The sequence below is a fragment of the Paenibacillus enshidis genome, assembly GCF_042136365.1.
In the GTDB taxonomy this organism is placed as follows: Bacteria; Bacillota; Bacilli; order Paenibacillales; family Paenibacillaceae; genus Paenibacillus; species Paenibacillus enshidis.
The window spans coordinates 17,558-42,446 of sequence record NZ_JBHHMI010000036.1; the positions used below are offsets into that span (position 1 = coordinate 17,558).

Annotated in this window: 25 protein-coding genes and 4 tRNA genes; all 29 read right to left on the minus strand. The window is 53.0% G+C overall.

Annotated elements, in window-relative coordinates; genetic code table 11:
* Positions 1-17 precede the first annotated feature (17 nt).
* Complete coding sequence (locus ACE41H_RS23080) at positions 18-773, minus strand: SIMPL domain-containing protein (protein WP_375357918.1); 756 nt, start codon at positions 771-773, stop codon at positions 18-20.
* Between the two features lie 133 nt (positions 774-906).
* Positions 907-1,176, minus strand: coding sequence for an HPr family phosphocarrier protein (locus ACE41H_RS23085; RefSeq protein WP_305757081.1), 270 nt, complete (start codon positions 1,174-1,176; stop codon positions 907-909).
* Positions 1,177-1,323: 147 nt separating this feature from the next.
* Complete coding sequence (gene whiA, locus ACE41H_RS23090) at positions 1,324-2,268, minus strand: DNA-binding protein WhiA (protein ID WP_375357919.1); 945 nt, start codon at positions 2,266-2,268, stop codon at positions 1,324-1,326.
* 5 nt (positions 2,269-2,273) lie between these two features.
* Positions 2,274-3,260: a gluconeogenesis morphogenetic factor MgfK gene (mgfK, locus tag ACE41H_RS23095; RefSeq protein WP_375357920.1), complete on the minus strand. Its 987-nt coding sequence runs from the start codon at positions 3,258-3,260 to the stop codon at positions 2,274-2,276.
* A 15-nt stretch (positions 3,261-3,275) separates the two neighbouring features.
* Positions 3,276-4,178, minus strand: a complete 903-nt coding sequence (gene rapZ / locus ACE41H_RS23100; RefSeq protein ID WP_375357921.1) for an RNase adapter RapZ — start codon at positions 4,176-4,178, stop codon at positions 3,276-3,278.
* 45 nt (positions 4,179-4,223) lie between these two features.
* Positions 4,224-5,174: an ROK family glucokinase gene (locus tag ACE41H_RS23105; protein ID WP_375357922.1), complete on the minus strand. Its 951-nt coding sequence runs from the start codon at positions 5,172-5,174 to the stop codon at positions 4,224-4,226.
* A gap of 284 nt (positions 5,175-5,458) precedes the next feature.
* Complete coding sequence (trxB, locus tag ACE41H_RS23110; protein WP_375357923.1) at positions 5,459-6,412, minus strand: thioredoxin-disulfide reductase; 954 nt, start codon at positions 6,410-6,412, stop codon at positions 5,459-5,461.
* A gap of 31 nt (positions 6,413-6,443) precedes the next feature.
* Positions 6,444-8,186: a tetratricopeptide repeat protein gene (locus ACE41H_RS23115; protein WP_375357924.1), complete on the minus strand. Its 1,743-nt coding sequence runs from the start codon at positions 8,184-8,186 to the stop codon at positions 6,444-6,446.
* 143 nt (positions 8,187-8,329) lie between these two features.
* On the minus strand, positions 8,330-9,277 hold the full coding sequence (locus tag ACE41H_RS23120) for a ribose-phosphate diphosphokinase (protein WP_375357925.1): 948 nt from the start codon (positions 9,275-9,277) through the stop codon (positions 8,330-8,332).
* Between the two features lie 203 nt (positions 9,278-9,480).
* On the minus strand, positions 9,481-10,305 hold the full coding sequence (hisJ, locus tag ACE41H_RS23125) for a histidinol-phosphatase HisJ (protein WP_375357926.1): 825 nt from the start codon (positions 10,303-10,305) through the stop codon (positions 9,481-9,483).
* Positions 10,306-10,352: 47 nt separating this feature from the next.
* Complete coding sequence (hisIE, locus tag ACE41H_RS23130) at positions 10,353-11,048, minus strand: bifunctional phosphoribosyl-AMP cyclohydrolase/phosphoribosyl-ATP diphosphatase HisIE (protein WP_375357927.1); 696 nt, start codon at positions 11,046-11,048, stop codon at positions 10,353-10,355.
* On the minus strand, positions 11,045-11,803 hold the full coding sequence (hisF, locus tag ACE41H_RS23135) for an imidazole glycerol phosphate synthase subunit HisF (RefSeq protein ID WP_375357928.1): 759 nt from the start codon (positions 11,801-11,803) through the stop codon (positions 11,045-11,047). The genes hisIE and hisF overlap by 4 nt, the downstream gene beginning before the upstream one ends.
* 28 nt (positions 11,804-11,831) lie before the next feature.
* Positions 11,832-12,569 carry a 1-(5-phosphoribosyl)-5-[(5-phosphoribosylamino)methylideneamino]imidazole-4-carboxamide isomerase gene (gene hisA, locus ACE41H_RS23140; protein ID WP_375357929.1) on the minus strand — a complete coding sequence of 246 codons (738 nt, stop codon included), beginning with the start codon at positions 12,567-12,569 and terminating at the stop codon, positions 11,832-11,834.
* 34 nt (positions 12,570-12,603) lie between these two features.
* Positions 12,604-13,248: an imidazole glycerol phosphate synthase subunit HisH gene (gene hisH / locus ACE41H_RS23145; RefSeq protein ID WP_375357930.1), complete on the minus strand. Its 645-nt coding sequence runs from the start codon at positions 13,246-13,248 to the stop codon at positions 12,604-12,606.
* 3 nt (positions 13,249-13,251) lie between these two features.
* Complete coding sequence (gene hisB / locus ACE41H_RS23150; RefSeq protein ID WP_375357931.1) at positions 13,252-13,860, minus strand: imidazoleglycerol-phosphate dehydratase HisB; 609 nt, start codon at positions 13,858-13,860, stop codon at positions 13,252-13,254.
* A 3-nt stretch (positions 13,861-13,863) separates the two neighbouring features.
* Complete coding sequence (gene hisD, locus ACE41H_RS23155) at positions 13,864-15,156, minus strand: histidinol dehydrogenase (protein WP_375357932.1); 1,293 nt, start codon at positions 15,154-15,156, stop codon at positions 13,864-13,866.
* Positions 15,153-15,812, minus strand: a complete 660-nt coding sequence (gene hisG, locus ACE41H_RS23160; protein ID WP_375357933.1) for an ATP phosphoribosyltransferase — start codon at positions 15,810-15,812, stop codon at positions 15,153-15,155. Before hisG ends, hisD begins: the two co-directional genes overlap by 4 nt.
* 29 nt (positions 15,813-15,841) lie before the next feature.
* Positions 15,842-17,041: an ATP phosphoribosyltransferase regulatory subunit gene (locus ACE41H_RS23165; RefSeq protein ID WP_375357934.1), complete on the minus strand. Its 1,200-nt coding sequence runs from the start codon at positions 17,039-17,041 to the stop codon at positions 15,842-15,844.
* A gap of 205 nt (positions 17,042-17,246) precedes the next feature.
* Positions 17,247-18,443, minus strand: a complete 1,197-nt coding sequence (locus ACE41H_RS23170; protein WP_375357935.1) for an acyltransferase — start codon at positions 18,441-18,443, stop codon at positions 17,247-17,249.
* A 177-nt stretch (positions 18,444-18,620) separates the two neighbouring features.
* The gene (locus ACE41H_RS23175) at positions 18,621-19,103 is read right to left on the minus strand and encodes an acyltransferase (RefSeq protein WP_375357936.1); all 483 of its coding nucleotides are present in this window, start codon (positions 19,101-19,103) and stop codon (positions 18,621-18,623) included.
* A complete protein-coding gene (gene ppaX, locus ACE41H_RS23180; RefSeq protein ID WP_375357937.1) occupies positions 19,100-19,753 on the minus strand; it encodes a pyrophosphatase PpaX in 654 nt (217 codons plus the stop codon). The genes ACE41H_RS23175 and ppaX overlap by 4 nt, the downstream gene beginning before the upstream one ends.
* A 2-nt stretch (positions 19,754-19,755) precedes the next feature.
* Entirely contained in the window at positions 19,756-20,802 is a 1,047-nt protein-coding gene (lgt, locus tag ACE41H_RS23185) for a prolipoprotein diacylglyceryl transferase (protein ID WP_375357938.1), read from the minus strand.
* A 35-nt stretch (positions 20,803-20,837) separates the two neighbouring features.
* Complete coding sequence (hprK, locus tag ACE41H_RS23190) at positions 20,838-21,776, minus strand: HPr(Ser) kinase/phosphatase (RefSeq protein ID WP_375357939.1); 939 nt, start codon at positions 21,774-21,776, stop codon at positions 20,838-20,840.
* Between the two features lie 203 nt (positions 21,777-21,979).
* Positions 21,980-23,104 carry an ABC transporter ATP-binding protein gene (locus ACE41H_RS23195; protein ID WP_375357940.1) on the minus strand — a complete coding sequence of 375 codons (1,125 nt, stop codon included), beginning with the start codon at positions 23,102-23,104 and terminating at the stop codon, positions 21,980-21,982.
* Between the two features lie 101 nt (positions 23,105-23,205).
* Positions 23,206-24,315, minus strand: a complete 1,110-nt coding sequence (locus tag ACE41H_RS23200; RefSeq protein ID WP_375357941.1) for a PucR family transcriptional regulator — start codon at positions 24,313-24,315, stop codon at positions 23,206-23,208.
* Positions 24,316-24,447: 132 nt separating this feature from the next.
* Positions 24,448-24,520, minus strand: a tRNA-Lys gene (locus ACE41H_RS23205).
* 8 nt (positions 24,521-24,528) lie between these two features.
* Positions 24,529-24,614, minus strand: a tRNA-Tyr gene (locus ACE41H_RS23210).
* Between the two features lie 8 nt (positions 24,615-24,622).
* Positions 24,623-24,695, minus strand: a tRNA-Phe gene (locus ACE41H_RS23215).
* A 117-nt stretch (positions 24,696-24,812) separates the two neighbouring features.
* Positions 24,813-24,889: transfer RNA gene (locus ACE41H_RS23220), tRNA-Asp, on the minus strand.

The following is a 24,889-nucleotide window of genomic DNA, read 5'->3' on the forward strand; positions in this document are numbered from 1 at the left end:
TGATCACTTTCGTGTAATCAGTTCATTTCATACTGGGCACTTAACTGGGTATTGAGCTTAATTTCCCCTGGCTCTACCGCAGTGTTGGCGCCTGCAGAGTCTGCAGCCTTGGCCACAGCAGCCTCCTGATAAAAAACGGGCGGCTGGGCATTCTCCAACGATACATTAAGCAGGCTGCCCAATTGGCGCTTGGCCGCTTTAGCCACCGCACCCGCTTTCATCTGCGCGTTGGCGAGCGCTTTGGCAATCACTTCTTCTTCATACTTCTCCGGATTCTCTACCGTAAACCGGACACCGTCAATGTTGTTGGCGCCGGCACTTGCCGCTGCGTCAAGCAGCTGTCCAATCTTGGACAAATCACGATAAGCCACGTTCAGCGTATGATAAGCTGTATAACCTTTTAGCTTCTGACCCTCTTGTTCGCTGTAGGCGTAATCTGGCTGAACCGAAAACTGGGTTGTCTTGATATCCTTTGCGTTAATACCCCAGGTTGTCTTGAGCAGACTGTTCACTTTGTCCATGATCTGTGCATTCTCTTTCTGGGCGGCGACTGCCGTCTTCCCCTGCGTCTGTACACCGATGGACAGGTAGGCGATATCCGGACTTACTGAAATTTCACCTTCGCCATTTACACTGATGACATTACGGACCACGTTGGCAGCATCAGCATATACGGTTCCACTATAGTTCCCAAAGCCCAATCCGCCAAAACCGCCAACAAACACTGTTCCCGCCAGCAGCACCGCGCCCGCTGTTTTTGCCCACATTTTCATTTGTACCCGCTCCTCATGGCAGTTTTTTCATAAAATTGTTGTACCCTCTAGACGGAGATAGAGCCAAAAGGTTGCAGGACAATCTAAAAAAGGCCCCCTATCCGGGGACCTCCTTAACGAATTCAGCCGTACTTTACTGGTTTTCCAGCTCTTCCTTGCTGACCAGGCTAACTAAAGCGTTTACAGCCTGTTCTGCATCCGCACCTTCTGCACTGACATAAATTTCTGTGCCGGAACTAATCGCCAGGCTCATAATACCCATGATGCTCTTGGCATTTACTTTCTTGTCGTCCTTTTCCACAAACACTTCTGAGGAATATTTATTGGCTTCCTGTACGAACAATGCAGCAGGTCTTGCATGCAGGCCTGTTTTCAAACGTACAACTACCGGATGTTTGGTCATGAACAACGGCTCCCCCTTTATGAGTAAATTGACAAATGAATCTAAAATCACATTTATTCCATTTTATTTATCACATTATACCATCAACCCGAATCATAAACTAGAAAAAAAACAGGCACCCATCCCCGTGCGTGCCTGTCAGACGGGCTACAGGATCAATCCCCGCTCTGCCCGGACCTTGTCAGCCAGCTCATCAATCTTCCGCAGACGATGGTTTACCCCGGATTTGCTGACCGTGCCCTTCAGCAGCTCTCCGACCTCTTTCAGATTCATGTCCGGGTGGGCCAGGCGTATTTCAGCCACTTCGCGAAGTTTGTCCGGCAGGGTATCCAGCCCGACCTCCTTCTGCAGCAGCTTGATATTTTCGATTTGACGGACCGCCGCGCCGATCGTCTTGTTCAGATTCGCGGTTTCACAGTTGACGATCCGGTTGACCGAGTTCCGCATGTCACGCATGATGCGCACATCCTCAAACTTGAACAAAGCCTGATGAGCACCGATAATGCTCAGGAACTCAATAATTTTCTCGCCTTCCTTAATGTAAAGAATGAACCCCTTCTTCCGTTCAATACAACGGGCATTCAAATGAAACTCATTCGCGAGATCCACCAGTGCCTGGCAGTGTTCTTCATACATCGAGGCAATTTCCAGATGATAGGAAGAGCCCTCCGGATTATTCACCGAGCCCCCGGCCATGAACGCTCCCCGCAGGTAAGCCCGCTTACAACAGTTTTTCCGGATTATTGCCGGATTAATCCCGTCTGTAAACAGAAAGCCCTCCGAGACGATGTACAGCTCCTTCAAAATCTCTTGAACCCGGTCCGGAATGCGGACAATGTACACATTGTTTTTCTTGAGCCGCATTTTCTTGCGGACCAGCAGCTCGGTATGCACTTGAAAATGCTTTTTAATGAAGGAGTAAATGCGCCTTGCGATCGCGGCGTTTTCAGTGGAAATGTCCAATACCACTTTTTTGTTCGAAACCTGCACGGAGCCTAGCATCCGGATCAATGCCGACAATTCGGCCTTCTCACAGCAAGGCTGGCCTTCAATCATCGTCAGCTCTTTTTTCGTTTGAGCCGCAAAAGACAAGGGACTCACCTCCTTCTTAAAATCCAGTTTTGCACGAGCTGATAGATGTGCTGGCTCAGCCTGTCGGCATCATGCCTTAAATATGTTCTGAACAGCACCAGTGTATCAGCCACCACTTTATACCCCTGTCCGGTCACCGATTCCAGGTCCAGCTGAACCGGCCTGGCGCCCTGTTCTGCGTATTTATCCAACACCTGGGCCGGAATGTCCCCGTTATTGACGATCACGTAGTCAAAAAGCTGATGACCTACATGATCGTAAACAGCCTGCAGGTGATCCCCTACACTGTAATTATCAGTTTCCCCCGGCTGAGTCATGACATTGCATATAAAAATCTTGACCGCCTGTGAAGCCACGACCGCTTCGGCCAGCTTGGGCACAAGCAGGTTGGGAAGAATGCTCGTATACAAGCTTCCCGGTCCTATCAAGATAGCATCAGCCCGCTCGATCGCCTCCACCGCCTCAGGCAACGGTTCCACGTGAGTCGGCTCAAGGAAAACACGTTTGATGCGGCCACCGGCTTCCGGGATCTTGGACTCGCCCGAGACCACGCTTCCGTCTTCCATTTCCGCATGCAGCACCACCGCTTCCCCTGCCGCAGGCAGCACCCGACCGCGTACGGCAAATACACGGCTCAGCTCACGAACACCAGTAACAAAATCACCCGAAATATCGGTCATGGCCGCCAAAATGAGATTGCCCAGACTGTGGCCCGCCAATCCCGACCCTGAGCTGAAGCGGTATTTGAGCAAATCCGCCATCAGTGGCTCAACATCGGCCAGGGCCGTTAGTACGTTGCGGATATCACCAGGCGGGGGCATTTGCAACTCGCTGCGCAAGATGCCGGAGCTGCCCCCGTCGTCAGCAACGGTAACGATCGCCGTGATATCCAGCGGCTTCTGCTTTAATCCCCGCAGCATGACGGACAAGCCCGTTCCCCCGCCCATCACGACAATGCGCGGACGCTCCAGCTGTGGTCCCGCTAATTTCATAATTTCACCTCTATATCAATGCCGATCCCGATCCGCGTCCCGATGGCTTACCGCAACGGCCTCCGTTTCACTCGTTCCAAGCATTTTCCCAAGATATTCGGAGATGGCCACCGACCGGTGCTTGCCTCCGGTACATCCTATACCGATAATGACCTGACTCTTGCCCTCCTTGCGGTACTGCGGGATGAGGAAATGCAACATATCCAGCAGCTTTGTCAGAAAGGTCTGGGTTTCTGGCCACTTCATTACATACTCATATACGTCGCTGTCCATCCCGGTATGCGGCCGCAAGGTCTCTATATAATGCGGATTCGGCAGAAAACGCACATCAAACACAAGGTCTGCGTCAATAGGGATACCATATTTGAATCCGAAGGACATGATGTTAATGGATAGCAGACTGCTTTCCAGGTGAGAAAACCTGGATATAATACGCTTTTTTAGCACAGAAGGCTTCATCGTGCTGGTGTCGATGACCTGTGTCGCCGAACTTTTGAGATCCTCCAGCAGCTTGCGCTCCATACGGATGCCGTCAAGCGGCATGCCGTCCGGGGCAAGGGGGTGGCGGCGCCGGCTCTCTTTATAACGCTGAACCAGGACGCTGTCATTGGCATCGAGAAAAAGAATTTCACAGTGAATCGTAAAATGATCTTTAATATAATTCAAGGATTCCGAGAGTGCTGTGAAAAATTCCCGGCCACGCAAATCGATCACCAGCGCTACCTTGCCAATTTTGCCGTTGGACTGCTCAATCAGCTCCGCAAATTTGGGAATAAGGACAGGCGGCAGGTTATCAACGCAAAAGAAACCGAGATCCTCCAGGCTCTGTACGGCGATTGTCTTGCCCGCACCGGACATCCCTGTAATAATAATCAGCGTTGCGCCTACCGACGGTGCCGTGTTATTATTCTCCGACATGTTCCTTCTTTCCCCTTCCCGTAATCCAAAATGATAAGCCGGGCTCTAGGACCGCAGAAGCAATCCGGCTGCTCCGACGATACCGGCGTCATTCCCCAGCGTAGCCGGCACAATGGACGTGCCTCGCTGAAGCGGCTCCGGTGTCAGCTTGGCGAACACCTGCCGCAATTCGTCGAACAGAATGTCGCCCGCCTTGGATACGCCGCCGCCTATAATGAACATTTCCGGGTTTAAGAGCGCAGCAGTTGTCGCCATGGCTTTACCCAGATAAAAAGCGGCCCGGGCAACAATACGCAACGCCACTTCGTCCCCGGCCTTGGCCGCGTCAAACACACCCTTGGCCGCAATTTTCTCTACCGTTGCAAGGGACGTGCGATCACCACGCTCCACCGCATCGTTGGCCATGCGGATAATGCCCGTGGCTGAAGAGACTGTCTCCAGACAGCCCATTTTGCCGCAGCCGCACTGAATCGCTTCGAGGTCAGGCACAACGGCGATATGACCGACTTCCCCTGCCATGCCAGAGAAGCCCTGATAAATTTTACCGTCAATAATAATGCCGCCGCCTACACCAGTCCCCAGTGTGAAGCATAGACAATTGTCCACACCCTTGCCTGCTCCGGCCCAGGCTTCGCCCAGTGCCGCTACGTTGGCATCGTTATCAATTTTGACCGGCTTCGCCAGCCGTTCCTCTAATAGGGCCCGAATCGGCACATCACGAAAACCTATATTCGGCGCAAGCACGACAACTCCATCACGCACGTTCAGAAAACCCGCAATACCGGCGCCAATCCCCTCCAGCTGCTCCCAACCGAATGGCGATTGCTCCACAATAAGTCTTACGTACTTCTCGATATTGGCCAAGACGGAGTCCACACCCTTAGCCACCTCGGTGGGACCTTCATAGGTATGCAAAAGCTGCCCTTCCACATTGCAGATGCCGACTTTGATTGTCGTACCGCCCAAATCCACGCCGATATAGATGCTTTCAGACATGTTACAAGCCACCTTTTTCTATACATATAATGTTGTTACCGGTCTATAATACAGCACCGGCAAACGATGGTTCCATATCGCAAGTCTCGTATCCAACTATAAGCGAACCTCCCCATCCGGTCAAGGCGCGGAAGCCGCTCCGGGAGTGTGAGGAATACTTGTGCCCGGCAAAATTTTGTGTCCCCCGATTACCTCGTCTTCCGCTAAAAAGCACCCGCGCAAGAAATGCTGTGCGGGTGCTCCCGGTGAAACAATCGCTGCAAAGCAGAGCAAGCTTCTACAGGTTACTTATCAAGTGTTTCACTCCAGTCATGCACTTCACTGCCTTCGAGGAATTTCTCGGCATCCATGGCTGCCATACAGCCTGTGCCTGCCGCAGAAATAGCCTGACGGTAGCGGTTATCCTGCACATCGCCGCAGGCGAAGACGCCCGGAATATTCGTCTCGGTTGTACCCGGCTTCACTTCAATATAACCCTGGGCATCGGTCGTAATTTGTTCTGCCAGGAAGCCTGTGTTAGGGGTATGTCCAATCGCCACGAATACGCCGTCCGCTTCCATCAATTCCTCCTGGCCGGTCTCATTATTGAGCACCTTCAAGCCTTTTACTCCGTTGTCGCCTGCAATGACTTCAATCGGAGTACGGTCCAGCGCCCATTGGATCTTTTCGTTATCACGGGCACGGTCCTGCATGATTTTGGAGGCACGCAGCTCCTCACGGCGGTGAACCAGTGTCACTGAGGAAGCAAATCGTGTCAGGAAGCTCGCTTCTTCCATGGCGGAATCGCCGCCGCCGACAACCACGATCTTCTTGCCGCGAAAGAAGAAGCCGTCACAGGTTGCACAGGTGCTGACCCCGCGTCCCACGTTGTCCTGTTCGCCAGGGATACCTAAATATTTGGCAGAGGCACCAGTCGCGATGATGACAGATTCAGCTTCCAGCACACCTTGTCCTTCGACCTTGATTTTGAAAGGACGCTTGCTGAAATCCACTTCCTCTACCCAGCCGGATTTGAATTCCGCGCCGAAGCGTTCAGCCTGCTTGCGCATGTTGTCCATCAATTCGGGTCCCATAATCCCTTCCGGAAATCCGGGGAAGTTCTCGATTTCGGTCGTCGTCGTCAACTGTCCGCCCGGCTGCATGCCTTCGATGACAAGCGGATTCATGTTGGCACGTGCCAGATAAATCGCTGCTGTATATCCTGCAGGGCCTGTTCCGATGATAATGGATTTGTACATAGATGGTACCTCCTTCATAATTTATATTTTGTTATACCTTCTCGGTAAAAGAAGGGAATCGCTGGGCGATTTTCTGCTTGATCCCGCATACACTGTCAATCTGGCGAGCGTAACGGCTGACGGTGGATACCGAAATGCCGTATCGGTCGGCAATCTCTCTATAGGTTGCCCGTGTGTGATGCATTTTGGCTGTCAAATACTCAAGAGCCGCCGCCCAGCCTTCCACATGCTGAATGGAAAATCCCTCCGGGCTGATCCGGTCCAGGTACTCGAACCACAGGTCTTTCAGATCATTCTGCCGGGCGATGTCATAACGCTTGCCCATCACGGAAAATGCCTTATCCAGCACTGCCTGGATCTGCGGATCGGCGGCCGCTGTTCTCTGCTCCAACGGCTGCTCCCCTGGCTGACCGGCAGACACGAGCGCGTGCGCAGGCATCCGGCTTGCATCCATATCCTGCAAAGCGGCCCTTGCCTGCTCTCTCAAGGCCGGAGCCTGAGTCGTATCGGCAAGCAGCAAGCCGAGCGCTTCCCGCACCTCTTCGTCTCCAATGAGCGTCAGCGCTTGAATGACCTGGGACTTCGTGGCATCGTCCCCATGGCGGAGTGCCCAGAAGAACGAAGACCTGACAAGCGGGTCTTTCTTCATTTCCTCCGGCACATTGCGGCTTCCGTACTTCTCCCACAGCTTGAATTGCTCATCAAATGGCAGATGATAATGGTAGCTGAGCTTCTCCATAGGCTTGCTCCTGCTGCGGAGCTCATGCAGCCGGGACAGATAAAACCGCGGTGTCTCCGAAGCCGGGTCGAGCTTCTTGACTTGCTGCCACAGCCGTTCGGCCTCCTCATACCTCCCCGTATTGCTGGCGGCCACGGCCGCGTAGTGATACAGGGATGCATCCGTCTTGTTCCCGCTGTCCTTCAGCAGCCGGCGGAAGTGCTTGTAGGCCTCCTCGTGGCGGCCCATGATGCCCATCGTCGTCCCCAGCTTGAATACCTGGTCCTGCTGAAAGGGCACGATGACCGCCAGGCTCTCCAGCAGCACATCAAGATGGGGTCCTCCGCCCTCATTCTGATAAAATATAGCCAGGTTGCAGAGCGCATGCAGATTGCCTGGATCATCCTGCAGCACCCGCAGAATGGTCCCCTTCGCCTTTTCGAACATTCCCATATAATAATAGGAAAGCGCCAGGTTATTGCGTGCCGCCAGCAGATCGGGCTGGTCACCAGAGATTTTCTCCAGCAGCTTTGCAGCCTGTGCAAATTTGCCTTCCTCCAGCAGCAGACGGGCCTGATCGTGCTCAACGGCTCCCTGCCGCGCTTTGATCCGGTTCAGCTTGGTCGGCCGGTTCAGCTCATAATACAGCAGCTCCATCATGTCTTCCGCTTCCTCCAGGAAATGGCCCTCCTCATCTTCCTCCAGATAGGTTACAAGCGCGGTCTCGGCCGCCTCGAACTGTTCCATGTTGGCATAGTTGTTCGCCATATAGAAGTAGCATTCCGTCATCGACGGACTGACATTTTGCAGAACGGATTCCAGCACCTCATTCGAGCCCTGGTAATCGCCCATCTCAGATAATATACCCGCCATATTGCAATGATTTACCGGATTATCCGGTTCATATTCCACAGCCTTGCGAAAATATTTCAATGCCTTGTCATAATGATTGCGATCCAGCGAGCGGACGGCTCTCTCAAAGAAAAAAGACGCGTCAAGACGCAGGGCAATAATATTGGGGCGAGTGTCCGTAACCCGCAGGTTTTTGCCTTTCATAATAACAAAGGCACCTCCTTTAACTTGCTATTGAGCCTATACATTATAACATAAGTTTGAAGCGCTGCTCATCCCATTTGAAAGCATGTTTTCTGTAATTTCACCCAAATGGTTTCATAGAACGCAGCTCAAAGACACGGGCTTTATATACCCGCGTCTTTGAATAGAGTCGCTATAGATCCGCCATCCACAATGATGCGGACAGCGCGGGCCAGCATCGGGGCGACGGGAAGCACCGTAAGCCTGTCCGGAACCTCCTCCGGCAGCTGAATGGAGTCCGTAATCACAATCTCCCGGATATAAGGATGCTTCAGCTTCTCCAGAGCGGAGCCGGAGAACAGTCCGTGGGTGGCGCATACGATGGCCTCTCCTGCCCCTTTCTCCTTCAGCCCCTCAACCACATTAACGATCGTAGAACCGGTATCGATTAAATCTTCAATAATAATCGGCGTCCTGCCTTCCACGTCACCTATAAGATGCGTAATGACGGATTCATTGTGGGCCGGTCTTTTCTTGATCATGATGGAAAAAGGCGAGTCCATACGGTTCGCCAGCTTCTCCGCCATGGATGCCCTGCCTGCGTCCGGCGATACGATCACAGGCTTTTCGATACCGCTCGTCCGCAAATATTCACTGATGAGATCAAGCGCGGTCAGATGATCCACCGGAATGTTGAAAAAGCCCTGTATGGCTGCTGCATGCAGATCCAGCGTAACCACTCGAGACGCCCCTACCGTTGTCAGCACATCGGCCACCATTTTGGCGGAAATGGGTTCACGCGGCGCCGACTTGCGCTCCTGGCGGGCATAACCGTAATAGGGAATAATAATGTTGATGGTACGTGCCGAAGCCCGTTTGGCCGCGTCGATCATGACCAGCAGCTCGACGAACAGTTCATTGACGGGGTGAGCCAAAGACTGCACAAGAAAAACGTCACAGTTCCGAATGCTCTCTTCATAATGCACATAAATTTCACCGCTTTTGAAACGGGACAGCTTGATCTTGCCCAGCTCAACGCCGAGCTTGTCGCAAATATCGCGGGCAAGCCTCGGATTCGAAGATCCGGAAAAAATACGCAAGGACGGTTGCATCGTTTTCCTCCTTCGGCAGCTTTACGGTCTCGAACATAGGTAACCCAGTCTATTGCTCGTATACTTTGATTTATATTTAGATTTCACTCTAAACGCGGTCTGGCTTCTTTGAATGTACGTCGATAGACGTTTTTATTATACCTTTCAGGACCGCCATATGGAAATAGCCGGTCATTTGTAGAAATAACCAGCTTGAACATATTTTATATGGTTAGCTTTACGCTAGAACGTTCCCTTTTTTCAAAGACAGCCAGCTCACGATAACCAACCTTGTAAAGCAACTCGCGGGCCTGATCCAGATGCTCTGACAGCTTTTCAGGCTGATGTGCGTCAGAGCCTACGGTTACAGGGATGCCGAGACGATGCGCTTCCTCAAGCATGCGCCTGCTCGGGAACATTTCCGCGCACGGCTTGGACAGGCCGGAGGCGTTCAGCTCCATGGCGCGGCTGCTGCGCGCCACCGCGGCAAGAGCCCCCTTTTCCAATGCACGCAACTCCTCTTCCTGCTCCGGAGCAGGCTTATGCCCGAACCTTTTGATTACGTCCAGATGCCCCATGATATCATAAAAGCCCGTGGCGGCGGCTTTGGCTACGGCGTCATAGTATGTACGGTACACGCTGAGCACATCCTTGCCCTCCCAATGATGCACCTGACGGAAATCCGTCACATCCCATTCGCCCAGAAAATGCACCGATCCGATGACATAATCCCAAGGATAAGAGACAACAATGTCCTCAATCTGCCGCTCCCAGCCTTCGATATAATCCCCTTCAAGGCCGACGCGAATGTCGATCTGCCCACGGTAGCGCTCTTTCAGCTCCAGACATTCCTCCACATAACACGGCAGCTCCTCCATTGACATGGCCATCTCCGGGTAATAATCCGCCGGATTCACATGCAGGAGCGGCATATGGTCGGACAAGCCCAGCTGATCCAGCCCGAGGCGGATTCCCTGCTGAACATATTGCTCAAGGCTCCCGGACGCATGTCCGCAGCGGGCATGATGCGTGTGGTAGTCAATACGCATAAACGCTACTCCTCTGCAAAGTGATAAATTCAAGCCGTTGCGAAAAACTAATCCCTGCGTGGCCGTTCATGTCTGCGGTTCAGCTCGGCCATAATGTCGTCCAGCGGCAGCTTCCGCTCCTGCAGCAGCACTAACAGATGGTAGATCAGGTCGCTGACCTCAAGCCGCAGCTCATCGTTATCTTTATTTTTGGCGGCAATAAGGGTCTCGGAAGCCTCTTCGCCGACTTTTTTCAGAATTTTGTCCACGCCCTTGTCAAACAGATACGTCGTATACGCGCCTTCCGGGCGCGTCCGCTCCCGTTCCGCAATGACAGCCTCCAGCTCGGCCAGCACCGCAAACCGCCCGCTGCCTGAGCGTGCTGCCCTCTGCAGTCCTGGGTCCGTGCCGACGGCAATGTCACGATAAAAGCAGGTCTCTTCCCCGGTGTGACAGGCCGGGCCCTGTGGATTCACCTGAACGACCAGACTGTCCCCGTCGCAATCCAGGCTCATCCGAACGATCTGCTGTGTATTGCCGGAAGTGGCCCCCTTGTGCCACAGCTCCTGCCTGGAACGGGACCAGAACCACGTCTGACCGGTTTCCAGCGACAACCTCAAGGACTCCTGATTCATATAGGCCAGTGTCAGCACCTGTCCCGTAGCCGCATGCTGCACAATGGCCGGGACGAGACCCGAAGCGTCCCAACGGATATGTTCAAGAAGCTGCTCCAGAGAAAGCTCCTGCCGTATATCGTCACTCATCGTATTTCCACTCCTCTGTCCTTCAAATCACGCTTCAATTCAGGGATCGCAATTTCTTTATAATGAAAGATGGTCGCCGCCAGCCCCGCATCCGCCTTGCCCTCGGTGAACACATCATAGAAATGCTCCTTCCGCCCGGCTCCGCCGGAGGCGATGACCGGAACGCCAACCGCATCCACGATAGCCGAGGTTAACGGCAGATCAAAGCCGTCCTTCGTGCCATCCGCATCCATGCTGGTCAGCAAAATTTCACCGGCTCCCAGCCGCTCCGCATCCTTGGCCCAGGCTATTGCACGGATGCCGGATGGCTTTCTGCCGCCATGAGTATAGACCTCCCACTCGCCCCACGCCTCGTTATATTTCGCGTCGATCGCCACGACGACACACTGGGAGCCGAAGCTGCGGGCTCCGTCCGTAATCAGCTGCGGATTGAGCACAGCAGCTGTGTTAATGCCAATCTTGTCCGCCCCTGCGCGCAAAATCCGTTTCATGTCTTGCACTTGGGAGATTCCTCCCCCTACCGTAAACGGAATCTTAATTTCTCCTGCGGTCTGGCGTACGACTTCCTCCATGGTCGCCCGGCCTTCCACAGACGCCGAGATATCCAGAAACACAATCTCATCGGCACCTTCGCGGTCATACAGAGCAGCCAGCTCCACGGGATCGCCCGCATCGCGCAGATTCACAAAATTAACACCTTTGACTACCCGTCCGTCCTTCACGTCCAGACATGGGATAATGCGTTTCGCCAGCATTGCTGATCCCCCTTTTCCGCTTCCTCGGTTAACGGGTTATGCCCGCCACGGCGCCAACCGCTTCCTTCAGGTTGATGCTGCCTGTATACAGCGCCTTGCCGACGATCGCACCACCGATGCCTTCCTGCGCATGGACAGACAGCTTCAGCAGGTCATCCATCACGCTCACTCCGCCAGAAGCGATTACCGTGCGTCCGCTGGCTTTAGCGAGAGAGAGTATTGCCTCTACATTTGGCCCCTGCATCATGCCGTCCCGCGAGATATCCGTGAAGATGAACGTCTCCGCCCCTTTGGCCGCGAGCTCGCGCGCGAGCTCTTCTGCCTTTACCTCCGACGTTTCCAGCCAGCCTCTTGTCGCCACATAACCGTTCCGGGCGTCCAGCCCAATGGCAACCCGGTCTCCGTACGCCCCGAGCACCTCTTCCGTGAATGCGCGGTCTTCAATAGCGGCTGTACCGAGAATGACGCGGCTTACCCCAAGGGTCAGCAGCCGCTCCACATCACTGCGGGTGCGCAGGCCGCCTCCTACTTGCACGGGGACACTGACCGCAGCTGCAATTTGCCCGATCAGCTTATCGTTCACAGGGTGCCCGGCCTTGGCACCGTCCAGGTCAACCAGGTGGATGAATGTGCCTCCAAGTCGCTCCCACTCTTGTGCGACCTCAAGCGGGTTATCATTATAAACCGTTTCACGGTTATAGTCTCCCTGGATCAGACGCACACACTTGCCGTCACGAATATCAATGGCTGGATAGATCGTAAACATGACTGCCTCCTTAACTATGCTGAAATTAGCTGTATTATGAGTTCTGCCCTTCCGGCTTTCGCACGGCTCCCGTCAATGCAAGGAAGTTACCGAGCAGCTTCATGCCGAGCTGGCCGCTCTTTTCCGGGTGAAACTGCATGCCGTATACCGAATCCCGACCAACAATCGCCGTGACCGGTCCGCCGTAATCCGTTACGGCCAGCAGATCGGAGGCTTGCTCCGTCTTGGCGTGATAAGAGTGCACAAAATAGACATGCCCCTCTTCAAGTCCCGCAAACAGCGGGTGATCCTCCTGCGAGAAATACAGCCGGTTCCAGCCCATGTGCGGCACCTTCAAGCCTGAAGCGGACGGGAAGCGCACAACCGTTCCCGGCAAAATATCAAGCCCTTCATGCTCTCCGTATTCCTCCCCGCTGCTGAACAGCAGCTGCATCCCGAGACATACGCCAAGCAGCGGCTGCCCGGCGGCGGCCGCTTCCTTGACGACGCGGTCCAGACCGCTGCCGCGCAGATGGTCCATCGCGTCTCCGAAGGCGCCTACCCCTGGCAGGATGACGCCGTCGGCGGTCCGAATCTCAGCTTCGTCACCCGTGACAACAGCCTCATAACCGAGCCGCTCCACCGCCTTACTGACACTGTGCAGGTTGCCTCTGCCGTAATCCACAATTGCAATGGCCATGGATTACAGCACCCCTTTCGTGGATGGCACCCCCGTCACACGCGGATCGATGCTGGTCGCTTCATCAAGCGCGCGGCCCAGCGCTTTGAACACCGCTTCAATCATATGATGAGTGTTCTGGCCGTAATGAACGATCACATGCAGCGTCATCCGCCCCTCCAGCGCGAGCTTCCACAAAAATTCGTGCACAAGCTCAGTGGAGAAGCTGCCTACCTGTTGGGAAGGATACTGTGCCCGGTATTCGAAGTGCGGGCGGTTGCTCAGATCGATTACCACCTGTGCGAGCGCTTCGTCCATAGGAACAAACACGCTGGCATAACGTTTGATCCCCTTTTTATCACCAAGGGCCTGCAGCAGCGTCTGCCCCAGACAGATTCCGATGTCCTCCACTGTATGATGATCATCGATCTCGATATCGCCTTTGGCGTCGACCTTCAGGTCGAACTGGCCGTGCTTGGTGAACAGGTCGAGCATATGGTTCAGAAAAGGCACATCCGTCTCGATCTCCGACTTCCCTGTTCCGTCCACCGTAAATGCCAGCTGGATATCCGTTTCATTCGTTCTGCGGCTTACTTCAGCCGACCGTACCTGTCCGTTGCCGATATTATCCATCCCTTATCCCGCCTCTCCTTCGTTTTGCAGCCGGATCCCGATCGCCCGGGCATGCCCTTCCAGGCCTTCATGGCGGGCCAGCTCCATGATCGCTGCGCCATTCTTGAACAGGGCTTCTTTACTGTAATAAATCAAGCTGGATTTCTTGATAAAATCGTCCACGTCCACCGGCGAGGAGAATCTCGCCGTCCCGTTCGTCGGGATGATATGATTAGGCCCGGCAAAATAATCGCCTACCGGCTCCGAGCTGTATGTGCCAAGGAAAATGGCGCCCGCATTTTCAATCAGCCCGGCATACGCCATCGGATTCTCCACCATAATCTCCAGATGCTCCGGAGCGAGGCGGTTCACGACTTCGATGCCTTCCTGCAGCGTGTCTGTCACGATAACCGCCCCATATTGTTCAATAGAGGCGGAGGCAATTGCACGGCGCGGCAGCTCGGCGAGCTGCTTCTGCACCTCGGCCGATACGGCTTCAGCCAGCCTGCGCGAAGGGGTGACGAGAATGGCAGAAGCCATTTCGTCATGCTCCGCCTGGGAGAGCAAATCCGCCGCCACATAAGCCGCATTGGCCGTATCGTCCGCGAGCACGACAATTTCGCTCGGCCCTGCGATGCTGTCAATATCGACGGCTCCGTATACCTCGCGCTTGGCGAGCGCTACGTAAATATTGCCTGGACCACATATTTTATCGACCGGCTGGATGGTCTCCGTTCCGTACGCCAATGCCGCAATGGCCTGCGCGCCGCCAATCCGGTACGCTTCCGTTACCCCTGCTTCGGCAGCGGCCACCAGCGTATAGGGATCGATCCCGGCCTTGCCGCCGGTTGCGGGCGGAGTGACCATCACGATCTCGGGAACGCCGGCAACCTGTGCCGGGATGACATTCATCAGCACCGAGGAAGGATAAGCGGCCTTGCCGCCAGGGACATATACGCCGACCCGTTTCAGCGGGCGGATGATCTGTCCGAGCAGGCTTCCGTCCGGCTGCAGATCCATCCACGAGTTGCGCTTCTGCTTCATATGAAATGCGCGGATATTGGCCGCCGCGGCGCGGATCGCCTCAAGGAAGGATGGCTCCACCCGGCTGTAAGCCGCCTGCAGCTCATCCGGGGAAATACGCAAATCCTGTGGTGACAGTGTCACCTGGTCAAAGGCTTCCGTGTAACGCAGCAGAGCAGCGTCACCCTCGGCGCGCAGGCCGTGAATAATATCTTTAACGGCCTGATTCTGCTCAGGAGTTCCGTAATCCACCTCCCGCTGCAGTTTGAAATCACGGGCAGATACGATCTTCATACTCTGATGCCTCCCTGCGGCTGCACGGCTTTGCCCGGGATGATCTGCTGCAGCCGGTCACACAGCTCCTGAATTGCTGTATTTTTCATCCGGTAGCTGACCCGGTTCGCAATCAGCCTGCTTGTAATATCCAAAATGCTGGTCTGCTCGACCAGTCCGTTTTCCCGCAGCGTCTGCCCCGTCTCTACCATATCGACGATACGATCGGCAAGCCCGATCAGCGGAGCCAGCTCAATGGAGCCGTTCAGCTTGATGACCTCAACCTGCTGGCCTTGCTCCCTGAAATATTGGGACGCCACACGTGGATACTTGGTCGCCACACGCTGGTGAATGCCCGGCTGCCAATCCGGGAGTCCGATCACGGACATGCGGCAGCGGGCTATTTCCAGATCCAGCAGCTCATATACGTCCTTGTTTTCTTCCAGCAGCACATCCTTGCCCACGATGCCAATATCCGCCGCTCCGTATTCCACATAGGTCGGGACATCGACAGGTTTGGCCATAATAAACTCCATGCCCAGCTCCGGCAGGGGGATAACCAGTTTGCGCGTGTCATCCACGTCTGGCGGGATAGGTACGCCTGCTTCGCGCAGCAATTGGGATGCCTGTTTATATATACGCCCTTTGGGCATCGCCACCTTCAGCATATCCGTCATGACGAAACCTCCTTTTCCTGCTTTTCCTGTTAACGAGGGCCGAGAGCCGACGCGCCCGGCTTGTAAGTATAAATCGCTTCGTATGATTGCTCCTCTACAAAAGGTTCTTCAGAAAGCTCCCCGCCTCCGATCAGCCGCGTAACAACAATATTTCCTGCCGAACGAAGCTGAGCTGCCTTTTCAAAGGCCTCCTTGCGCCCGGATTCGTCGTATCTGATCAGGATCGGGAGCCGGACCGGAGCTTGAATACCTTCAATGCCATCCACAATCCGGTTCGTCTTCAGTGCGAAGCCTGTGGCAGGAATGTCGCGCCCGAACTGCTGAAGCAGATTGTCGTAGCGGCCTCCGCTGCACACGGGCGAGCCGATCTCGCCCGCATAACCTTCAAAAGTCATGCCTGTATAATAGGAGAAATCCCCGATCATCGTCAGATCGATCAGGACTTGCTCGGCCACACCATATGCCTCAAGCACCTCCCACACCTTGCACAGGTGGGAAATCGAGGACAGGGCCCCCGGTGCTGTGCTAAGCGCCTCCGCCTGCTCACAGACTCCCTTTCCACCGCGCAGACGCAAAATCGACTCCAGCTTGCTTAAGTGATCCTGTTCAATATCCAGCCTGCCTATAGCCGCCCGGTAACCGACCACATCCCGCTTGAGCAGCAGCTCCTTCAATCCCTCCTGCTCATCCGTACGGCCCGGGATGACCTCTTCAAACAATCCGTTCAGAAATCCGACATGTCCCATCGCAATCTTGAAGGAGCTTACGCCCGCAGCCTGCAGCGAGGCAATCGCCAGAGCTACTACTTCGGCATCCGCCTCGGGTGAATCGTCCCCCACCAGTTCAAGACCGGTCTGGAAAAACTCCGCTTCCCTGCCCGCCTCTTCCTCTATGGCACGAAACACGTTGGCATGATAGGACAATCGGAGCGGCAGCGGCTCTTCCTTCAACAGGGAGGATACCACCCTGGCAATCGGTGCAGTCATATCCCCCCGCAGCACAAGGGTAGTACCCCGATTGTTGAGCAGCTTGAAAAGCTTCTGGTCTGAGGTGGAACTGGCCACTCCAACCGTATCGTAATATTCCATCGTGGGGGTCATAATTTGACGGTATCCCCAGCGTTCCATGCATTCCAGTACATTGCGTTCAATGGCACGCAGCTTGCTGACCGCACGCGGCAGATAGTCCCTGACGCCGGCCGGCTTTTCAAAACCTTTCGGTTTAGACATAGATTATTCACCCCGATAGCCTAATCATCATCACATTCTTCATTATGGTAAAGCGATAATAAACTAAAGTATATTGGATATATTAACACGCCTTCTGGCACCCGTCAAACTCAGGCTCTTTGAGTCGTTGATTCACAGCCCCAAACAAAAAAAGGCTGCTCGGATATAGGATTAACCGAACAGTCATTTTGCCGAACCTGATTTGTCACGTATCTGCTTTTTGAACCCGGCCCGCAACCTGCCTTCCTTTAATTCTCCCCGCAGCCGAATAAGACTTCGGCACACTTCCCAGAAGCAGCCTTGCAAACGGAACATACCGGAAGCCGAAAACGACGATGAACCAGGTTATGAACAGTGCGACAAGCAGCCCGCCCCAAATCCAGACCACGTACGTGAAGGAATCGATGGGAATATAGTAGCGAAAGCGGCGATAGATCGCCAAAATCAGCGGATGAACCAGATAGATTGCAAAAGAAGCTTCCCCCAGGCGGATCAGGAAAGTGACGACACTCGGGGACGCCTGGTCGTACAGGCGGAAGGCCGCCTGCAGCAGCACCAGCGACGACAGCATCGTATGCACATTCCACAGCAGCTCATACCATAACGAATCGACCCAAATGCCATCATGCCGGCCGTAGTACCACAGTGTCACATGAAACAGTGATACGATCAGCCAGTAGCCCCATAAGAGGAGGGTCCATCTTTTATGATCAGAAGACATCTGCCTCCATGAAGCCTTCAGCCAACCCTTGAATTTATCAAAATGCAGGGCCACATAGGCCCCCATCATATAATAAGCCAGATAAGAAATGGCGTAGCTGCCTTTGTTCGGGATCTGCCATTCATACTTGTTCAGGAAAATGAAAATCCACTGTAGCGCGAGCCCGAACGGTATCGCCCAGCGTACCATAAAACGTGAGGACTGCAGCAGCTTCAGCATAAACGGAAACAGAATGTAAAATTGAACGCTGATAAATACAAAATATAAATGAGTGTAGGCTGAGCCTGTCAGCAATTGGCGCACAAAACTGGACAGATGCTCCATCAGCGGCTGTCCGAGCAAGCCGTTAACCAGTTGGGACAAGATAAAGTACCCGCTAGAAATGATTACATAGGGCACTAGAATGTACCCCAGCCTCTTCCCGTAAAAACGGCTTACCAGCGCACGGTCAAGCGACCTGTCGTAATAGTTGTAGAACAGCACAAAGCTGCTTAGAAAAATAAATGATGGCGTCCCATACTTGAAAAAGATGTTCACAAAATTCAATATAAAATAATAAGGCGAATCCAATGCCTGAACACCGGCCGCGTATGATGTGGCATGCACATGAAGAACACCAAGGATAGCAATAGCCCGGAAAATATCAAGCTGCGGCAGCCTTTCCTTCTGCCTCACCGCCATGGCCACTCCCCCTTTGCAGTTAACTGACCTTTTAACGATACCGGATTATGTAGTTCATTTCAACGCTTTCCCCTGTTCCCGCTGCTTCCCGAAACATGTCAAAAACACGTAAAAGCCCGTAACCTCAAGGGTTGCGGGCTGTCTGTGCAGCAGATTTCTATGGTAAAAAATAGTTATTTAGTCCCGACTCAGTTCCCGCAGCGGATTACCGCCAACAAAGGCGCCGGGAGGAACGCTCTTGTGAACCATCGAGCCGGCAGCGACCACCGCTCCGTCCCCAATCGTAACCCCGGGCAAAATCGTAGTGTTCGCCCCGATCAACACCTCATCTCCGATGATCACCTGGCCGAGCCGATATTCCTTGATCAGATATTCATGGGCGAGAATGGTCGTATTGTAGCCAATGACCGAATTGCGGCCAATCGAGATTTTTTCCGGAAAAAACACGTCAACCATAACCATTAATCCAAAAGCGGTATGCTCCCCTATCTTCATGCCGAGCAAACGGCGATAAATCCAGTTCTTGAGGGGCAGTACCGGACAATAGCGGGCAAGCTGGATACATATAAAATTTTTGACGCCCTTCCATGGACTAACGGTTTTATAGATCTGCCATAAAGCATTGTGACCCTCTACAGGGTATCGCTCTACGTTTCTCACTTGGCTTCCGTACCTTGAGCGACCAGGTCCAGCAGATCTGTCATGTTCTTGAGCATAAAATCCGGGTTGTAGCCGCGCAGCGTCTCCTCGCCTTTAAGAGACCACGCCACGCCGGCGGATTGGACCCCGGCCGCCTGGGCCGCCAGAATATCAAATGAGCTGTCCCCGACCATCAACGTATGAGCAGGGTCCGCGTTAAGCTCTTGTATCGCCTTCAATACAGGCTCGGCATGCGGCTTCGGATGCTCTACATCATCCACCGTTACAATGCTGCCCATATAGGAGGCCAAATCGAACATTTCCAGTACACGAATCGTGTTAGGTCTTATTTTGGTGGTTACCACGCCCAGCTTAATGCCCTGTTTATGCAAGGTTTTGACAACTTCAAGCACATTCGGAAAAGGCTTGACCATAGTATCATGATGAAGCATACTATATGCCCGGTAATCCCTTACCAGTCCGGCGACATCCGCCAGACCCGTCAAGGTCTGAAACTGATTCTCCATCGTTCCGCCCATATGCGGAATAATCACTTCTCTGGTCAACGGCTGCATCGTTTTCCCTTGCAAAACATGGAGAAATGAAGTGATGATCAGTTCATTCGTATCAATTATCGTGCCGTCCAAATCAAACAAAATGGTATTGATCATGACTACTCCTTCTTCTGCTGGTCTGCGACCGGAATTTCAGGGACATCAAGCTCGTTCTTCGAATGCACCGTACGCTGCTCGTGGTGCTGAGCCTGTTCCCCTGCTGCCATATCCGGCAGCTGATCTGCCGTTGCTTTGCTGGATACAATCGGATCGCTGTACCGTTCTGGCGCCCTGCCCGTCGTGCGTCGCATGATGATAAATATTACTGCAGCTACAACCAGCCCTACCGCCAACAGCTGGGAGATACGCACATTCCCGTAGGCCGGATCCAGGTACCCTGGCTCAAAGCCGAACCAAACCATCGGAGACCAAAGACCATTCATGAACGAAACGAGCCATTCCGGTCCCTGGAAGGCCAGGCTGTCCGTTCTCAGCCTTTCAATGAAGAAACGGCCAATCGAGTACCAGATGAAATAAGAAGCAAACAGTTCGCCCGCACGGAGGAAAGGCCGTCTGCGCAGGATAAGCAACACAATAACGCCTGCCAAGCTCCACAAGGACTCATATAAAAAGGTCGGGTGATGGTAGACACCGTTCACATTCATCTGGTTCACAATAAAGTCAGGCAGGTTGAGCTGCGAACGCAGGAACGATTCATCGACAGGTCCGCCGTAGGCTTCCTGGTTCACGAAGTTCCCCCAACGGCCGATCATTTGTCCGACAAGAAGGCCCGGAGCGCAAATATCGGCAATTCGCCAGAAATTATAGCCTTTATACCGGAAATAAAAGAACCCGCAGATGATGGCGCCAATCAAAGCGCCATAAATCGCTATTCCGCCATTCCATATTTTGAATACATCCCAAAGATTGTCCCGATAATCCTCCCACTTGAAGGCAACATAATAAATCCGAGCCCCGATGATCGCAGACGGAACCCCGAGCAAAAGCATATCCATAAAAAATTCCTGGGGTATTCCGTAACGTTTACCCTCGCGGATCGCGACCACCATACCCACAAGGGCTGCCAATCCGAGAATGATTCCGTACCAGTGTACCCGCAGGGGCCCGAGCGTAAACGCAATCGGGTCAATCAGCAATGTCGCCATATCGTTCAATCACTCCTTGTTTACCCTTCGCGTTTTCAGTCCAAGTCATCCATATCTTCGGAAATGGTAGCCGTCAGCTTATTCGTAAACTGCAGAGCTGCATTGTAGCCCATTTGCTTCAGACGGTAATTCATGGCCGCCACTTCAATAATGACCGCAAGGTTCCGTCCCGGCCGAACCGGAATGGTGACCAGTGGGACATCGGTATCGATAATGCGCGTTGTTTCCTCGTCAAGTCCCAGACGGTCGTATTGTTTATCCTGCTGCCATGCTTCCAGCCGTACCACCAGCGTAATTCTCTTGTTGTTGCGGATTGCGCCGGCACCGAACAGAGTCATAACGTTAATAATGCCAACCCCGCGGATTTCAAGCAGATGCCGGATCAGCTCCGGCGCAGTGCCGTGCAGTTGAAAATCGGAGGTTTGACGGATTTCCACCGCATCATCCGCAACCAGACGGTGGCCTCGTTTGACCAGTTCCAGCGCGGTTTCACTTTTGCCGATGCCGCTGCCGCCGGTAATGAGCATTCCCACACCGTATACATCACAAAGCACACCATGTATGGTCGCAGTAGGAGCAAGCTTGCGCTCCAGAAACCCTGTAATGCGGCTGGATAAAATAGTAGTGGCCATGCTGCTGCGCAGGACGGGAATATTCCGCTCCGCGCTAATCTCGATCAGTTCCTGCGGCACATCAAGCCCACGGGTGATTACAATACAGGGGGTCTGCTCGGTGCATAACCGGTCCATGCGGTCCCGTCGGTCTTCTGCTGGCAGCATGGACACGAAGGCGAGCTCGGTTCTGCCGAGCAGCTGAACCCGTTCCTGCGGGTGATATTCAAAATAGCCAGCCATCTCCAAACCAGGCCGATTCAGGTCATCTACCGTAATGGCTCTACGGAGCCCATGCTCCCCGGATATAACCTCCAGGTGAAATTGCTGTACAAGCTCTGATACTTTAACCTTTTTTGCCATTGTCGTGTTTTCTTCCTTTCAGCCTCGTCCTAATCCGTTATGTCTGTACGAAAAACTGTCCATGTTTAACACAATATGCGTATCCCCATCGTAAAGGAATTTGTAGCCGAATGCAATGCTCTGGCCGTTGTCGTAACGGTTCCAAACATGCCAAAAGCCGCCTGTCCCGAAGGACAGGCGGCTTGCTTCGTTCTGATTGCAGATTAGTCTGCGATCAGAACGTTCAATTCAGATTCTTTATCGAAAATATGAACTTTGTTCATATCAACCGCCATTTTTGTTGGAGCGCCTTCACGTGTATTGGAACGTCCATCTACGCGGGCGATGATCGTGTCGCTGCCGGCACCACTCAGATAAAGTAGCATTTCGTGCCCCAGGTTCTCGGTTACATCCACATTGGATGTAAAGACCGTTCTCGGAGAAGCCTCCAGGAATACCGGCTCTTCATGGATATCCTCAGGACGAATACCCAAAATAACCTCTTTACCACTATAACCTTTGCTCTTCAGCACCTGAGCTTTGCCTTCAGGCACAAGCAGATCGATATTGTTAGCCGTAAAATACATGCCACCGTCTTTTTCAGAAAGCTTGCCGTTAACAAAGTTCATCGTAGGAGAACCGATAAAACCGGCAACAAACAGATTCACCGGTCGGTTGTACAACTCATCCGGAGATGCGGCCTGCTGGATCACGCCGTCTTTCATAACAACGATCCGGTCGCCCATCGTCATGGCTTCAACCTGGTCATGCGTTACATAAATAACGGTAGTCTCAAGGCGTTTAGCCAGCTTGGTAATCTCCGCACGCATCTGGCCGCGCAGCTTCGCATCCAGGTTGGACAGCGGCTCATCCATCAAGAATACTTGCGGATCACGCACAATCGCACGTCCCAAGGCTACACGCTGGCGCTGACCGCCGGACAATGCTTTCGGCTTGCGGTCAAGCAAATGCTCAATGTCCAAAATTTTTGCGGCTTCCCGTACACGTTTGTCGATTTCATCCTTCTTTACCTTACGGAGTTTCAGACCAAAAGCCATGTTTTGGTATACGTTCATGTGCGGGTAAAGAGCGTAGGATTGGAACACCATCGCAATGTCGCGGTCTTTCGGAGCTACGTCATTGACGACGCGGTCACCGATATACAGCTTGCCGTCGGAGATTTCCTCCAGCCCTGCAATCATACGGAGTGTTGTAGATTTACCACAGCCGGACGGACCTACCAGCACCAGAAACTCTTTATCCTGAATGTCCAGGTTCACATCGATAACCGTTGGTTTGTCAGAACCCGGATACTTTTTGAAAATATGTTCTAAACGTACACCTGCCATGACTTTTGCCTCCCTGAATCAAATTATGAAATCGAATACATTTATAATGTTATATTACCCGAGCTTGCTCAGGGTGGCTATCCACAAACTGCACAAAAAAACTATTTGCTTTTTGTTACTTTATACAATAACAAAATTAAACGCACCAGCACCGCATCATTGAAAGTCCGAACATCCAGCCCGGTTTCCTGCTTGATTTTATCCAGACGGTAGATCAGCGTATTACGGTGAACGTACAGCCTCTTGGCCGTTTCGCTTACGTTGCAATCCAATTGAAAAAAAGTATCCAGCGTGCTCAAGGTTTCCGCATCCCCGAACAGCCCCGAATTTATGCCGTCCTGTTGAATAAAGCCCTGTCTCTGCTCATCCGGAATGCTGTAGAGCAGCCTTTCCAGCCTTAGCTCCCAAGGAAGATGAATATGCTCGGACACATGGAACAGCTCGCCCAAATGCAGCGTCTCCCGCAGCAGAGATAAAATTCCCGGGAGACCTTCTGTCGGCAGAAACGGCCTGCTTATGGAGATATGGAATACACCGCCCCATTCGCTCGCGATCAGCTCATACAGCCCTAGTGCAAATGCAGTCAGCACCTCTTCAACAGGCTCGGAAAGATCCTTGTCCCTCTCATCTTCTCCCCCAAGCACCAAGCTCTCACTGGCCAGCATGAGCCACTCTCTCTGCTCTAGTGGAACCAGCAGCACATCTCCTCCCAGATAACTATCCAGAAGCTTGTTCAGTTGGGAGTAAGAGACCTGCAAACCGTCTCCTTGAAGCAGAAGCGGAACCATTCGATTAACCAGATCATCCGACAGGTTCAAATCGGCGGGAGGCAGCCCGCTTTCTTCTATATTCTGCTGCTGCAGCCATTGCCCGAACTGCCTCATTCTTTCCTCTTCACTCAGCCTGCTTTTATGAGACTGTAATGGCCGTGTCTGCAGCCCAGCCAGTAACGCCTCAATTAAATGCCGCTCTCTAAGCGTAATCTGATGTTCATTCACCGTAAAGGCTATCGCGTCTTCCAGTCCAATATAATGTGGAAAATATACAAGCTCATCAAATATAAAAGATGTGGGAAATGAGCCGCTATCCGATTTGTCCTTTTTGAAGAAGTCTGACAACGCCGGCTCCAAACTATCCGCTAAGGATACTATGCCAAAGGGAGTACCCATGATTTGCTGGAGCTGCTGCTGAATCGATTCGGCAGATCTCACATCATCACCACTCTTCAGATTATTAATGTAGGCCGAAAATTGATCAGATTTTATGACGCCTCAGCAAACCGACTCTTCTAATATATCCAGATATGCAAAAAAAGCCATCAACCATAGTTGATGACTTTCAGATGAGCCATGAAGGACTCGAACCTTCGACACCCTGATTAAAAGTCAGGTGCTCTACCGACTGAGCTAATGGCTCTCAAAGACTGGTGGAGGCTGATGGATTCGAACCACCGAACTCGTAAGAGAACAGATTTACAGTCTGCTGCGTTTGGCCACTTCGCTAAGCCTCCATATAAGGTGGCTCGGGACGGAATCGAACCGCCGACACGAGGATTTTCAGTCCTCTGCTCTACCGACTGAGCTACCGAGCCATAAAACACAAGTTCATCTCTGCTGAGAACTCAAAAAATCTAGTCATAAAAAAATAAAGTGTTATAGGAATATCCCTTCCCACTTTACTGCTTGTACACAGTTCATAATTTGATTAATGGCGGAACCGACGGGATTCGAACCCGCGATCTCCTGCGTGACAGGCAGGCATGTTAGGCCTCTACACCACGGTTCC

Coding starts and splice junctions, on each gene's coding strand:
- ACE41H_RS23080 (WP_375357918.1), bottom strand. CDS start 773: ATGAAAATGTGGGCAAAAACAGCGGGCGCGGTGCTGCTGGCGGGAACA.
- ACE41H_RS23085 (WP_305757081.1), bottom strand. CDS start 1,176: ATGACCAAACATCCGGTAGTTGTACGTTTGAAAACAGGCCTGCATGCA.
- mgfK (WP_375357920.1), bottom strand. CDS start 3,260: ATGAAATTAGCGGGACCACAGCTGGAGCGTCCGCGCATTGTCGTGATG.
- rapZ (WP_375357921.1), bottom strand. CDS start 4,178: ATGTCGGAGAATAATAACACGGCACCGTCGGTAGGCGCAACGCTGATT.
- ACE41H_RS23105 (WP_375357922.1), bottom strand. CDS start 5,174: ATGTCTGAAAGCATCTATATCGGCGTGGATTTGGGCGGTACGACAATC.
- trxB (WP_375357923.1), bottom strand. CDS start 6,412: ATGTACAAATCCATTATCATCGGAACAGGCCCTGCAGGATATACAGCA.
- ACE41H_RS23115 (WP_375357924.1), bottom strand. CDS start 8,186: ATGAAAGGCAAAAACCTGCGGGTTACGGACACTCGCCCCAATATTATT.
- ACE41H_RS23120 (WP_375357925.1), bottom strand. CDS start 9,277: ATGCAACCGTCCTTGCGTATTTTTTCCGGATCTTCGAATCCGAGGCTT.
- hisJ (WP_375357926.1), bottom strand. CDS start 10,305: ATGCGTATTGACTACCACACGCATCATGCCCGCTGCGGACATGCGTCC.
- hisIE (WP_375357927.1), bottom strand. CDS start 11,048: ATGAGTGACGATATACGGCAGGAGCTTTCTCTGGAGCAGCTTCTTGAA.
- hisF (WP_375357928.1), bottom strand. CDS start 11,803: ATGCTGGCGAAACGCATTATCCCATGTCTGGACGTGAAGGACGGACGG.
- hisA (WP_375357929.1), bottom strand. CDS start 12,569: ATGTTTACGATCTATCCAGCCATTGATATTCGTGACGGCAAGTGTGTG.
- hisH (WP_375357930.1), bottom strand. CDS start 13,248: ATGGCCATTGCAATTGTGGATTACGGCAGAGGCAACCTGCACAGTGTC.
- hisB (WP_375357931.1), bottom strand. CDS start 13,860: ATGGATAATATCGGCAACGGACAGGTACGGTCGGCTGAAGTAAGCCGC.
- hisD (WP_375357932.1), bottom strand. CDS start 15,156: ATGAAGATCGTATCTGCCCGTGATTTCAAACTGCAGCGGGAGGTGGAT.
- hisG (WP_375357933.1), bottom strand. CDS start 15,812: ATGACGGATATGCTGAAGGTGGCGATGCCCAAAGGGCGTATATATAAA.
- ACE41H_RS23165 (WP_375357934.1), bottom strand. CDS start 17,041: ATGTCTAAACCGAAAGGTTTTGAAAAGCCGGCCGGCGTCAGGGACTAT.
- ACE41H_RS23170 (WP_375357935.1), bottom strand. CDS start 18,443: ATGGCGGTGAGGCAGAAGGAAAGGCTGCCGCAGCTTGATATTTTCCGG.
- ppaX (WP_375357937.1), bottom strand. CDS start 19,753: ATGATCAATACCATTTTGTTTGATTTGGACGGCACGATAATTGATACG.
- lgt (WP_375357938.1), bottom strand. CDS start 20,802: ATGGCGACATTGCTGATTGACCCGATTGCGTTTACGCTCGGGCCCCTG.
- hprK (WP_375357939.1), bottom strand. CDS start 21,776: ATGGCAAAAAAGGTTAAAGTATCAGAGCTTGTACAGCAATTTCACCTG.
- ACE41H_RS23195 (WP_375357940.1), bottom strand. CDS start 23,104: ATGGCAGGTGTACGTTTAGAACATATTTTCAAAAAGTATCCGGGTTCT.